Genomic DNA, 13,540 nt, shown 5'->3' with positions numbered 1-13,540 from the left:
AATAACCTGCTTCAAGGAGTTAGTACTCCTCATGAAGCAGGTTTTCTGTAAGGAACAACCACTGTGTTGTTTCTTTTTTGTAATTATTTATACAGCCCCTTGAGCCTTCATTGCTTCGGCGACCTTCAAAAAGCCTGCGATATTGGCTCCGGCCACTAAGTTACCTTCAAAGCCATATTCGGCAGCCGCTTTGCTGGCAGTATGGTAAATGTTGACCATAATGCCTTTCAATTTGGCATCCACTTCTTCAAAGGTCCAAGAATATCTCATGCTGTTTTGGGACATTTCCAGAGCGGACACAGCGACCCCACCGGCATTGGATGCTTTACCCGGCGCAAAGATAACTTTGTTTTCATGAAAAGCATCAACCGCTTCCGGAGTTGAAGGCATATTAGCCCCCTCGCCCACGGCATAGCAACCATTTTTAATCAGAAGCTGGGCAGCTTGTCCATCCAATTCATTCTGGGTGGCACAAGGTAGAGCCACATCACAAGGAATAGACCAGATGCCGGCACAACCCTCATGGTATTCTGCCGAAGGATGATGGGATACATAGTCTTTAATTCGCTTCCGGTCTACTTCTTTCAACTGGCGAACCGTATCAAGATGGATACCGTCTCGATCATAAATATAGCCGTTGGAATCACTCATGGCGATGACCTTAGCCCCGAGCTGGTTGAGCTTTTGCACGGCGTAGATGGCAACATTACCCGAACCGGAGACAACCACGGTGGTACCGGCAAAGGTTTTATGGACGGCTTTGAGGGCCTCTTCCATTAAATAGACTAAGCCATAGCCTGTTGCTTCTGTGCGGGCTAAGCTGCCGCCAAAGGTTAGCCCTTTGCCGGTGAGAACACCTTCGTATTTATTGGTAATCCGTTTATATTGTCCGAACATATAACCTACTTCGCGGCCGCCGACACCGATATCCCCGGCAGGTACGTCAGTATCTGCGCCGAGATAACGATAAAGCTCAGTCATGAAACTTTGGCAGAATCTCATGATTTCTCCTTCGGATTTCCCCTTCGGATCGAAATCACTACCTCCTTTACCTCCGCCAATAGGTAAACCAGTTAGGGAGTTTTTAAAGATTTGCTCAAAACCTAAGAATTTGATGATGCCTAGGTAAACTGAGGGATGAAAGCGGAGTCCACCCTTGTAAGGGCCGATAGCACTGTTAAACTCAACACGGAAACCACGATTTACTTGAATCTTGCCTTGGTCATCTAACCAAGGAACTCGGAATAAAATTTGACGCTCAGGCTCAACGATCCGTTCTAAAATGCCTGCTTCTTGAAGATCAGGGCGCTTTTCAAAAACGGGTTCGAGGGATTCTAGAACCTCTTTAAGAGCTTGGTGAAATTCAACTTCACCGGGGTTGCGTTTAATGGCTTGATTGAGAACTTCTTGTACGTAGGACATATTAAATTTTCCCCCTAAACATCTTTGTTTAGATTTTTCTTCTGTCTATTAATGTAACAGAAGTAATGTTGAAATATTCTCTGTGATCGAGTAAATCCCTTTTTGTTCTAAGCGTGTGTATTGTATTCATGAAGATAAAGGATTATCCTACAAATACGTAGAATAAATCGGGTATAATAATTGCTATGAAATCTCGTTGAGTTATCCACTGAGTGGATACGGGATAGCAGGATAGGAAGGGAGATTGTCCAGCAATGGAAAATGCCTTAGTCAAATCGATTTATCGTGACCCCGGCCCTTATCTCAAAAAAGAGATTCAGATTTCGGGATGGGTGCGAACACTCAGGGTATCTAAAACCTTTGGTTTTATCGAAATCAACGATGGTTCCTTTTTTAAGAATATCCAAGTGGTCTTTGAGGAAACCTTAAGTAACTTTGAAGAGATAGCCAAAGTTACCACGGGCAGTTCCCTGATCATAAAAGGGCAACTTGTAGAATCCCCCGGGGCCAAACAGCCTTTTGAACTCAAGGCACAAGCTATTGAGATTGAGGGAACCTGCGCGGCGGATTATCCTTTGCAGAAAAAACGTCACTCCTTTGAATATTTGCGGACAATCGCTCATTTGCGGCCACGGACCAATACCTTTTCTGCTGTATTTCGGGTTCGTTCTTTGGTTGCCTACGCGATTCATAGATTCTTCCAGGAGAAAGGCTTCGTGTATGTCCATACTCCTATCATCACCGGTAGTGATGCTGAAGGAGCCGGAGAAATGTTTCGGGTCACCACCCTTGATCTGGAGGCTTTGCCGCGAACTGAAGAAGGTCAGTTGGATTTCGCCAAGGACTTCTTTGGCAAAGAAACCAACCTAACCGTGAGTGGTCAGTTGAATGCAGAGACCTACAGCATGGCATTCCGTAATGTCTATACCTTCGGACCCACCTTTCGCGCTGAGAACTCCAATACCGCTCGCCATGCTGCCGAATTCTGGATGATTGAACCGGAGATTGCTTTTGCTGATTTAGAAGACGATATGGAACTTGCAGAAGAAATGATGAAGTATTTAGTCACCTATGTCTTGGAAAATGCGCCGGAAGAGATGGCTTTCTTCAATGAATTTGTCGATAAAACTCTCTTGAGTCGTTTGGAGAACATTGTAAATTCTGATTTCGGACGTGTGACCTACACAGAGGCTATTGAAATCCTGAAAAAGGAGCACGATCGGTTTGAATATCCTGTCGAGTGGGGAGCCGATCTACAAACGGAGCACGAACGATTCCTAACCGAGCATATTTATAAGAAGCCTGTCTTTGTCATCGATTATCCTAAAGATATCAAAGCCTTCTACATGCGCCTTAATGATGATCAAAAGACCGTAGCGGCCATGGACCTGCTCGTTCCCGGCGTTGGCGAAATCATCGGAGGCAGTCAGCGTGAAGAACGGTTAGAAGCTTTAGAAAAGAGAATGGTAGAGTTAGGCCTTCGTCAAGAGGACTATAGCTGGTACCTAGATTTGCGTAAATATGGAGGCACTCGTCATGCCGGCTATGGATTAGGCTTTGAACGGGTGATTATGTATCTTACGGGAGTTGCCAATATTCGTGATGTCATTGCCTTCCCGAGAACAGTGCATAATGCTGATTTTTAATGAGGAGGAGTGATTATAATGGAAGTATCCAAAAATGCAGGTGCTTACAATATGGCAGATGAGTCGGGCGTCCTTGCCAAAGCTAGTCTTGTAATAGACATGGACAAATGTGCCGCCAACTATAAAGTAAGACTTAATATGGGCGGGGATATTATTAAGCGGTTAATGTCAGCTGAAAATACAAGGAAATTGCTGGAATGGGCCTCTGATATGGACAATGAAAAGACTTACATGGTGCTAACAAGTGCAATGTACGGTAATTTCCAAATGATTAAGCACAGTGCAATTCTCGATATTTTAGTAACCGAAGAAGATGTAGTTTGAAAAACATAATTCAAATCCTTTAATAATTCATGGCGCTTTAAGGGGTAACCCATAGGGCGCCTTCCGTTTACCCGATTTCTTAATATTTTTTAGCAGTGGAATATATGGTATTTCTCATGTATACAATGTTTTTGGCTGGAAGAGGCAGGAGAATCGCCTCTGATATAGAACACTTATGGATTCACAGGGTATGTTCAATAGTTCTCAATAGTAGTTGCAATGATAATTTTCGATAGATTAGGAATAATACTGTCGTGAATAAAAGGAGGATGACCCCATGCCAAATCAAGAAATGCTTCTCATACCCGGACCGACACCGGTTGTGGATGAAATATATGAAGCATTAGCCCAAGAGACCTATGCCCACACTGATCCACGGTTGGTCAAACGATTCAAGAACAGTCTGGATATGCTCAAACGTCTTTTTAATACAAAGGGCGAGGCATTTATTGTGGCAGGTTCCGGAACTCTATCCATGGAGATGGCCATTGTTAATACGGTGGCACCGGGAGAGAAACTACTGGTAATTAGTCATGGTTTTTTTGGCGATCGCTTTATCCCCGTTGCCCAGGCCCATGGCATTCAGGTGGAAGTATTACAACCAGAATGGGGACAACACATCGAGATTTCTGCCGTAGAGGAAAAGCTTGCTCAAGGTGGTTATAAAGCAGTCACTGTAACTCATGTGGACACCTCTACCGGAGTTATCTCTAATCTGGAAAAGCTGGTCCCCGCAGTGAAAAAGCACGGCGTTCTTTTTATCCTAGACGGAGTATGTGCATCAGCTGCCGTTGAAGAGGATATGAGTAAGGAATATGGACATCCTGATTACACTATCGACTTGGTCTTGACAGGATCCCAAAAAGCCATTGGCGTTCCGCCGGGATTAGCGATAGTCGCCTTTGGACCTAAGGCCTTAAAAGCCAGGGAAGCAATGGACAAAGTGGCTGCATACTACATGGATATCCTCCGTTGGTTGCCGACGATGCAGGATCCGGGAAAATACTATGCTACTCACCCCGTCAACATGATTTATGCCTTAGAAAAAGGGATGGAAATAGTGATGGCTGAAGGTCTGGAAGCTCGGTACAAGCGCCATGCTTCTTTAGGAAGAGCGGTCCGGGCAGGGCTTGCCGAGTATGGCATGAAGGCTCTGGCTGCAGAAGAAGTTGCTGCTCCGACCTTAAGCTGCATACTTTATCCTGAAGGGGTCAATGACGCAGAATTCCGTTCCAAACTGGCGGCAAAAGGGATGGTCATTGCCGGCTCTCTAGCAGCTTTAGCCGGAAAGGCTTTCCGGATCGGCCATATGGGCAATGTGACCGAAGAAATGTTCGTGAAGGCCATGGAGCTTGTGGGTGAAACCCTTACCGAAATGGGCTTCAAGGCAGATACAGCGAAAGCGGTTGAGACATTTAAGACAGTCTATAGATTGGGCTTGGCTGAGTAAAGCAAAGATTATAAAGCAAGAGGCGGTTGATGGTCTGAGAATGATCATATCGCCTCTTTTTGTATTCTAATTATATTTCTATCCGGGAAAATCCACATTATCTGGATAATAATCCATTTCCTCAGACACACTAAGAAGGAAAATCTAGGTGTGAGGTGAGCGTGATGATCGCAAAAAAGAGAGTGTGGTTAGGGGTAATCACTTTAAGCATTGCCCTAATCCTTGCCGGCGTGGCCTATGGAGCCCTAGGTGATCGTACCCTAAGTCAGGGGTCGAGAGGTCCTGAAGTGACCGAGCTTCAAAAACGCTTGGCTTCCTTAGGGTATGTCGTCGGAAAGGTCGATGGTATCTATGGTACTAAAACCAAGGCTGCAGTCACTCGTTTCCAAAGGGAGCGTGGCTTAAAAGTGGATGGTATGGCCGGTGCTCAGACCATCAAGGAGCTCAAGTTAATGACCGGGAATAGTACCAATGCCTCCGGGAAATCCGTCGGGCCAAAAAATGTAGATGTCCAATTATTGGCCCGTTGTGTCAGTGCGGAGGCTAGAGGGGAGCCCTATGTAGGGCAGGTAGCGGTAGCCGCCGTTCTGCTCAATCGTTTGGAAGACCCGGCCTTTCCGAATACGATTGCGGATATCATTTATCAGCCCCTGGCCTTTTCGAGTGTCGCCGATGGTCAGATTAACATGGCACCCACTTCTTCAGCTGTGAAAGCAGCCCAGGAAGCGGTATCTGGGGTGGATCCCACTGGAGGGGCTATTTACTTCTTTAATCCCGCAAAGACCAAAAACAAATTCATTTGGTCGAGACCACAAATAATGCAAATCGGAAATCATATGTTTACTCGTTAGGAGGGGATTGCATGAGAAATCTCTGGATTGGTATTCTAGGAACCGCTTTCGTCCTCTCCCTGGCTTGGGGGTTTACTGAGTATCGACAAGCGGAACAATTTGAAAGAGTCAATGTCAATCAATATCAGCGTTCCCTAAGGGATTTGGCCAGTAACTTGGATCAGTTAGAAACGGATTTGGCCAAAGGTCGTGTAGCGGCTACCTCAAGTCAAAAGGTGCTCTACCTTGGCCAAGCGGGTACGATTAGTGAATCTGCAGTAAAGGATTTGGCACAGCTCCCGGCAGAGGAGAATGGCCTAAGCTATATTAGTGAGTTTTTAAATCGCACAGGAGATTTTACAAGGAGTCTGGCTTATCAAATATCCGTGGGACACATACCGACGACTGAAGAGGACAAGACCCTCACTGAAGTCCATGAGCGTCTTTTGACAGTCAATCAAAACGTTCAGGATATAGTTCAGCGTGTCGACACGGAAGGTTTGGCTTGGGTAGATAATCCATCCGTCTGGAATCGGGTGGCCGGACTTTGGCGGACAGAAACTGCGGAAGCCGCCGCGGCAGCCACTGATGGACCCTCAAGTTCGGTACGTTCCGGTCTCGACCAGCTCAATGCCAGCCTGCAAAAACTCCCGCCATTTTCCTATGTGGGAGAATATGATTCCCGTTCCGTAAGAGAACCCCTAGCTTTACCAAAGCAAGAGGTTGATAGGGATGTCGCCTTAAAAGCAGCCAAGAGTTTTTTAAGTAAAGTGGGTTATCCCTCCAGTGGTCTGGAGTTTAGTGGCGTCAGTCAAGGAGCTTTAGGGGTATATATTTTTAAGCAGGGCAATCTCTTTATGACCGTCAGTAAACGAGGGGGAAAGGTGATTAACTATCGGGATCAGCGGGAGTTTACTGAGAGAACCCTGAGTCCCGACCAGGCCAAGGATAAAGTAGCTCAGACCTTAAAAGCTTTGGAATGGGATCTCGTTCTGACTTCGACTGAGGACTATGGCGGTTATCTACAGCTCGAATACGTTCAAGATGAAAATGGCATTCGCTATTATCCCGATAAGCTGCGCATTACTGTAGCCTTAGATAATGGCCAGATTATCGGCTATGATTCTACTCCCTACTACGCCTATCATCAAAAACGCAACTTTACAAAAAAACTTACCCTCGAGCAAGCCAAGACCAAACTGAGAAAGGGCTTCCAAATCAAGGAGAACCGGATGGCTGTTATTCCCGTCATGGGAAATCGTGAGGTCATGGCCTACGAATTTCGAGGTAAGTATCAGGATGAGGAATATTTAGTATATATCAATGCTGTAAACGGTATTGAAGAAAGAATTCAACGGATTATTAAGACACCAAAGGGTGAGTACCTGCAGTAATAAAGTATCTATGACGACAGTGCTTCGTTGAAGTCATGCCAAAATAGGGTATACTAGAAGACAAGGTGATAATGATTAGGCATTATCACCTTGTTGATTTATCGGAAGTTTTAATCACACAGAGAGTAGAGATTAATATATAATAGAACTTATATATTATTGAGCTTAAGAAAATGTGTTTAAATGTCGAAGTACTAGTATGTCTTAGTACATTAAGATGGGCTAAGAAAGGAGATCCCCGTGACTGATAAGGTATTGATTCAGGTCAGTAGTACCCAACATTATCCGGAGGGTCATAATGATCACATGGAGTTCACCACAGTAGGCACTTTTCATCATCGTGCCGGAGCCTATTACATCATTTACCGTGATACTGAAATAACGGGGATGGACGGAGTGACAACTTCACTTAAAATTGAGCCTACCCGAGTGTCTCTGAACCGAATGGGGGCTATCGATCATAAGCAGATCTTTGAACGAGGGATACGCCATGGCTCATCTTACGTTACTCCTCAGGGGTCTTTGTTTTTGGAAGTGGAGACGAAGGAAATGGAGATTCACTTGACAGAGCTGGAAGGAAATATTACTCTAAAATATGATCTTTTTTCTGGCGACCAGTTAGTCAGTCACAATAGATTGCGAATTAATATAAAGGAGGACGCTCCTCAATGAGTTTGTTCATTACTATTAAAGACACCATCTACGCTAATTTAGCAAAGGCTGCAGAGACAGCTCGAAAAAATGGGGAACTTAACTTTGAAAGCCTACCTAGCTATGTTTTGGAAGAACCCCGAGAAAAGCAACATGGGGATTGGGCCACAAATCTAGCCATGGTTTTAACTAAGCAAGCCCGGAAGGCCCCCCGCGACATTGCTACTATTCTAATTAAGAATCTGGATACAGAAGGAACTTATATTACTTCATGTGAAATTGCCGGTCCGGGGTTCATTAATCTCCGTTTAGATCCTAATTGGTTGACAGGGGTCATTCCAGAGGTTCTTAACCAAGGTGTAGATTATGGAAGAGTCAACCTAGGTCAAGGGAAGAAAGTTCAAGTGGAATTCGTCAGTGCCAACCCCACAGGACTACTTCACATGGGCAACGCCCGGGGTGCAGCCTTAGGGGATAGTTTAGCTTCTCTGTTGAACATGGCTGGTTATGAAGTCAGCCGGGAATTTTATATTAACGATGCAGGGAACCAAATTCATAACTTTGCTTTATCTCTAGAAGCCCGCTATCTCCAACTTCTGGGTCATGACGTGCCCTTCCCTGAAGGGGGCTATCATGGGGAAGACTTAGTTGATACGGTCAAAGGACTAATTGATAAGGTCGGAGATAAATATGGCAATGTGGAAGAGGACCTCCGTCGGGAATTCCTAGTTCGCTATGCCTTGGAGGAGAAACTTACCGATATCCGGGAAACCCTCACCGATATGGGTGTTCATTATGACGTCTGGTTTAGTGAGCAATCCCTTCATGATTCTGGCTTTGTCAAAGATACAATGGAGAAGCTGGAGCAAAAAGGCTATATCTATGAAAAGGAAGGTGCCCAATGGCTAAAGTCCACCTTGTTCGGGGATGAGAAGGATGAGGTTGTGGTTCGTACCAATGGGACGCCCACTTATTTTGCTGCTGACATTGCCTATCATCGGAATAAATATGAGCGGGGATTTGACCAGGTTATCAATATATGGGGTGCTGACCATCACGGCCATGTCGCACGGATGAAAGGAGCTATGTCTGCTTTAGGGTATGATCCGGATAATCTCCAGATTATCCTTATGCAGCTGGTTCGTTTGATTCAAGAAGGCGAAGTCGTGCGTATGTCCAAACGCTCTGGACAATACATCACCTTAAGAGAATTGATGGATGAAGTGGGCAAGGACGCAGCTCGATTCTTCTTTATCATGCGGGATCCTGATTCTACCGTAGAGTTTGACTTGGATTTAGCAAAAGCAGAGTCCTCCGATAATCCAGTGTATTATGTCCAATACGCCCATGCCCGGCTTTGCAGCATTCTGCGCCAAGCAGCTGAGCTTGGCTACACTACTGAGGGAATGCCCCAAGCGAACAACCTTAAGAGTCTAGACAGCACAGAAGAGCGAGAGCTTTTAAAGAAGATTGCCGAACTCCCTAATGAAATAGAAGTAGCTGCCCGTTTGACCGAGCCCCATCGTTTGGCGCGCTATGTTTTAGACCTTGCAGCACTTTTCCACTCCTTTTACAACAGTCAAAGAGTCCTAGTGGAAGATGAAGGATTAAGAGAGGCCCGTTTGGGTCTGGTACATTCAACAAAGTACGTTATAGCCAATGTCTTGGGCATTCTCGGCGTGACGGCACCAGAAAGAATGTAATATAAATAAAGCTTAGCAGGAAATAATTAGGGGTGGGTCGAATATACTGTCTAACTATTCAGAGATTGAAGAAGGGCGGTGTTACATTGACCCATTCCCTACCACAGAAACTAAAGCCATCAGATGAAGATATAGCGGTCAAGATTCTTGCAGCACAAGGTCGTCCCATGTATTATCAAGACTTTATCGTCGAAGTATTGAGCCAACAAGAGCAACCTCAGCATCCAGCGGCAATCTCCAGGGTGTTAACTCAGATTAATTTGGATGCCCGGTTTACCTATGTTGGTAATGGAGAATGGGGACTAAAAGTATGGGCCCCCGGCAAGAGCACACGCAAAGTTCCGACGATTACCTTGTTAAACAAAAGAACAGCCGATGATTATGGAAATGATGAGGTAGACTTAGATGTCGAGTTAGATTTGGATAAGGAATTGCTTTTCGACGATGTAGAGGAAGATGTCGAAGAAATAGTGGATACAGAGGCGGAAGAGGTTTCATATCAAAAAGATAATTCTTGGCGATGACAATAAATGAGTGGAATTGGAATAAACTATGCTAAAACCTGTAGAATCGCCTTGACAGCCCTTTGAAATCTGGCTAGAATAAGTATAAATGGTAAAAATAAAGCTAGTGCGTCTTGCGGACTAGCTTTTTTTATGTGCATGCGTTCGGCTTATTCGATGATAATTCATCATTTTACTGCTGTGCGGAAACCTTCATAAACACTGAAAGAAGAATTTGGTCGAAGAAAGGATGGGGAAAAATGACGAAATTTATTTTTGTCACAGGTGGAGTTGTATCCTCCTTGGGGAAGGGAATCACGGCGTCCGCTTTGGGATGTTTGCTGAAAAATCGAGGTTTAAGTGTAGCAATACAAAAATTCGATCCTTATATTAACATTGACCCAGGAACCATGAGCCCTTACCAACATGGGGAAGTATTTGTAACAGATGACGGAGCAGAAACGGACTTAGACTTGGGGCACTATGAGCGTTTTATTGATGTGCCTGTCTCTAAAAATAGCAATGTGACTACGGGGAAAATCTATTGGTCTGTTTTAAATAAGGAAAGACGCGGGGATTACTTAGGTGGCACGGTACAAGTCATTCCCCATATTACCAATGAAATTAAGGAGCGGATTTACCGAGTAGCTCGGGAGAACCATCCGGACATTGTTATTACGGAAATCGGGGGAACAGTGGGTGATATTGAATCCCTGCCCTTCCTTGAAGCCATTCGCCAAATGCGTAGCGATATCGGCAAAGATAATGTTCTCTACCTTCATGTCACTCTGATTCCCTATCTCAAAGCCTCTGGGGAGTTGAAGACAAAGCCCACCCAACACTCAGTTAAGGAACTGCGGGGAATTGGGATTCAACCCAATATTTTAGTGTGTCGTACAGAACATGAGATATCGAATGATATGAAGGAAAAACTAGCCTTATTCTGCGATATTGACAAAGAAGCGATTATTCAGATGGTGGATGCCAAAAGCATTTATGAAGTACCCCTGAATATTCTGGAAGAAGGGCTGGACGATATTGCCCTGAAGATTTTGGGACTCGAAGCAAAGCCTGCCGATATGACAGAATGGAAGGCTATGGTCGATCGCATTAATAATCCCCTGAGTGAAACAGAGATTGCAATTGTCGGAAAATATGTGGAGCTTCCCGATGCTTATCTTAGTGTAGCAGAAGCACTGCGTCATGCTGGGATTGAACATCGCACAAAGATTAAGATTCGTTGGGTCAACTCCGAAGGGATTGAAGAGACCTCCGCGGAGGAACACCTAAAGGGAGTGGCTGGCATTCTTGTTCCCGGTGGCTTTGGTAATCGCGGAATTGAAGGGAAGATCGAAGCTATTCGCTATGCCAGGGAAAATAAAGTGCCTTTCTTAGGAATTTGTTTAGGTATGCAAACGGCAGTGATTGAGTTCGCTCGCAATGTTTGTGGCATGAAAAACGCCAATAGCTCTGAATTTGATGTGGATACACCCTACCCAGTTATCGACCTCCTACCTGAGCAAAAAGAAATTGAAGATAAGGGCGGTACTATGCGACTGGGGATTTCGCCTGTGAAGCTTATCGAGAATACCACGGTTAGCTCTGTTTATCAGGATGAAGTGATCTATGAACGTCATCGCCATCGCTATGAAGTGAATAACCAATACCGTGCTGAATTAGAGAAGGCGGGCTTAATGTTCTCGGGAACGTCTCCCGATGGACGTTTGGTCGAAATTACCGAATATCCTGACCATCCTTGGTTTGTAGCTTCTCAATTCCATCCAGAATTCAAATCCCGACCCAATCGTCCTCATCCGCTCTTTAGAGAGTTTGTCAAAGCTACATTGACGAAATAACGAATCTATTATTCCATGGCTATATATGGCCATGGAATAATTTTAGGTGGGCCTAAGCATAAAATTGAGTTTGCCCTTGCCTTTTTGTGGCAAAAATTAACATATGATGTAGAATAATAACGGGAGGCTGTTGGGATGCCTTATATAGCAAGAATAATTGACGACGCAGAAAAAGAGCGTTTTGATGAATTTATGGCTCGCCACCCCAAAGGCCATGTGTTGCAAACCTGGGGTTGGGGAGAGCTAAAAAGTAAAACCGGTTGGAAACCTTGGCGACTGGTCCTTGAGCGACAAGGGGAAATTATCGCGGCAATCTCCATCCTGGAACGGAAGATTCCGGTGATTGGGACCCCTATTTTCTATGCTTCACGGGGACCTGTGCTGGATTGGAAGGATGAGTCGTTGTTCGATGCTCTTCTTTTGGAAGTTAGGAAATTAGCCAAAAAGCGGGGGGCAATTTTCCTTAAGGTCGACCCGGATGTTCCATCTTCCGCACAAGAGTTGGAGAACTATTTTAAATCCCGTGGCTTTCGTTCCGCAGAAACAGGAAAGGGCTTTGAGGGTGTCCAACCTAAATACGTCTTTCGTCTCGATATTAGCCCCGCTGAAGAAACTCTCCTAGCCCAAATGCATCAGAAGACACGCTATAATGTCAAACTTGCAACGAAAAAGGGAGTTACCATTCGGATTGGTACAAAAGCTGATTTACCGGAATTTTATCGCGTCCTTAAGGAAACCACTGAGCGGGATAAATTCTTAGTTCGTTCGTACTCCTATTTTGAAGATATGTATAATGAGCTCAACCCAGTAGGAATGGCAGAGGTATTCGTTGCCGAATATGAAGGACAGATCATCGCCGGCACCTTAGCCCTAATTATTGGAGAGAAGGCCTGGTATCTCTACGGTGCCTCCTCTAACGCTCATCGCAACGTCATGCCCAACTATCTAATCCAATGGGAAATGATTCGCTGGGCCAAATCCAGAGGCTGCACCCTCTACGATTTTCGCGGCGTCCCTGGACATCTCACTGAAGATAATCCTCTCTACGGCCTATACCGTTTTAAAAAGGGCTTCAATGGTGAGTATACCGAGTTTATTGGCGAATGGGATCTGGTCTACCGCCCGGTGGTTTACTCGCTCTGGAATACTCTTGAGCCTATATACTCCGATGTGGTTAAGGGGATTATTGGGAAGCTGAGACGGAGAAATCGGGGGTAAAGTTATCAGGTTACTCAGGGTAGCTTCTCCAGGATTTTGCTATACACGTTCGCTAAGAAAGCTGCGCGCACCCGTTCTAATCGCTCAAGCTCTCCGCTCCATCGGGACACCGGCTAAATCGGCTCCTGCCTCGTAGCCGGTTGGAAACGTCCTGTTTCCAACCCGACTCCGCTGCAAGCTTTTCGCGAAGAACGGGTAGCTGCTCGCTTTGAGGTCGCTCTCTTCCGTATATCAAAATCCTTGGGTAGTCCTATCCTGAACCAAAAGTTTCACGAAGAATTCTTCTGTGTAAAACTAGAGCTTCTTATGGCTCAGCTAAAGCAGAGCACACTGAGTGCCTCTTACAAAAAAGACCCATAAGCGTAGCTTCACGCACAGGAACGAACGATTTTAGTGGAGGGGTGGTCAGGCGAACGAGGCTTTCGTTGCATAACGGAGCCGCAGGTTCACATCAGGTACTACCCTGTGGTTTGGCGGAGTTGCGACGAAAGCGAGTTTGCCAGCCCTGGAGCTACTGAGTGAGTGTTGTGCGTGAAGCTACAC

11 protein-coding genes are annotated in these 13,540 nt (G+C 45.3%); 10 read left to right on the top strand and 1 reads right to left on the bottom strand.

Translation table 11 applies throughout. The features are described from left to right. Positions 1-87 precede the first annotated feature (87 nt). On the bottom strand, positions 88-1,422 hold the full coding sequence (gene gdhA, locus DESDI_RS16870; RefSeq protein ID WP_015263818.1) for an NADP-specific glutamate dehydrogenase: 1,335 nt from the start codon (positions 1,420-1,422) through the stop codon (positions 88-90). Between the two features lie 254 nt (positions 1,423-1,676). On the opposite strand from gdhA, the gene asnS reads away from it, so the two are divergent. The 10 genes from asnS to DESDI_RS16820 all read left to right on the top strand — a co-directional run bounded on the left by asnS (position 1,677) and on the right by DESDI_RS16820 (position 12,997). Next, entirely contained in the window at positions 1,677-3,068 is a 1,392-nt protein-coding gene (gene asnS / locus DESDI_RS16865) for an asparagine--tRNA ligase (protein WP_015263817.1), read from the top strand. A gap of 18 nt (positions 3,069-3,086) precedes the next feature. Continuing rightward, positions 3,087-3,392 carry a hypothetical protein gene (locus DESDI_RS16860; RefSeq protein WP_015263816.1) on the top strand — a complete coding sequence of 102 codons (306 nt, stop codon included), beginning with the start codon at positions 3,087-3,089 and terminating at the stop codon, positions 3,390-3,392. A 277-nt stretch (positions 3,393-3,669) separates the two neighbouring features. Beyond that, entirely contained in the window at positions 3,670-4,842 is a 1,173-nt protein-coding gene (locus tag DESDI_RS16855) for a pyridoxal-phosphate-dependent aminotransferase family protein (protein WP_015263815.1), read from the top strand. A gap of 164 nt (positions 4,843-5,006) precedes the next feature. Further along, positions 5,007-5,693 (top strand): spore cortex-lytic enzyme, encoded by a 687-nt coding sequence (gene sleB, locus DESDI_RS16850; protein ID WP_015263814.1) that lies wholly within the window; start codon positions 5,007-5,009, stop codon positions 5,691-5,693. Between the two features lie 11 nt (positions 5,694-5,704). Continuing rightward, positions 5,705-7,066, top strand: coding sequence for a PepSY1/2 domain-containing protein (locus tag DESDI_RS16845; RefSeq protein ID WP_015263813.1), 1,362 nt, complete (start codon positions 5,705-5,707; stop codon positions 7,064-7,066). Between the two features lie 240 nt (positions 7,067-7,306). Continuing rightward, on the top strand, positions 7,307-7,738 hold the full coding sequence (locus tag DESDI_RS16840) for a YwiB family protein (protein WP_015263812.1): 432 nt from the start codon (positions 7,307-7,309) through the stop codon (positions 7,736-7,738). Next, complete coding sequence (gene argS, locus DESDI_RS16835) at positions 7,735-9,420, top strand: arginine--tRNA ligase (protein ID WP_015263811.1); 1,686 nt, start codon at positions 7,735-7,737, stop codon at positions 9,418-9,420. The genes DESDI_RS16840 and argS overlap by 4 nt, the downstream gene beginning before the upstream one ends. A 65-nt stretch (positions 9,421-9,485) precedes the next feature. After that, complete coding sequence (gene rpoE, locus DESDI_RS16830; protein ID WP_041219572.1) at positions 9,486-9,944, top strand: DNA-directed RNA polymerase subunit delta; 459 nt, start codon at positions 9,486-9,488, stop codon at positions 9,942-9,944. A gap of 239 nt (positions 9,945-10,183) precedes the next feature. Continuing rightward, positions 10,184-11,779, top strand: coding sequence for a CTP synthase (gene pyrG / locus DESDI_RS16825; protein ID WP_015263809.1), 1,596 nt, complete (start codon positions 10,184-10,186; stop codon positions 11,777-11,779). A gap of 135 nt (positions 11,780-11,914) precedes the next feature. Next, the gene (locus DESDI_RS16820; protein WP_015263808.1) at positions 11,915-12,997 is read left to right on the top strand and encodes a lipid II:glycine glycyltransferase FemX; all 1,083 of its coding nucleotides are present in this window, start codon (positions 11,915-11,917) and stop codon (positions 12,995-12,997) included. The last annotated feature ends 543 nt before the right edge of the window (positions 12,998-13,540 follow it).

This window comes from Desulfitobacterium dichloroeliminans LMG P-21439 (assembly GCF_000243135.2).
Taxonomy (GTDB): Bacteria; Bacillota; Desulfitobacteriia; order Desulfitobacteriales; family Desulfitobacteriaceae; genus Desulfitobacterium; species Desulfitobacterium dichloroeliminans.
This window is presented reverse-complemented; position numbering and strand designations above follow the sequence as displayed.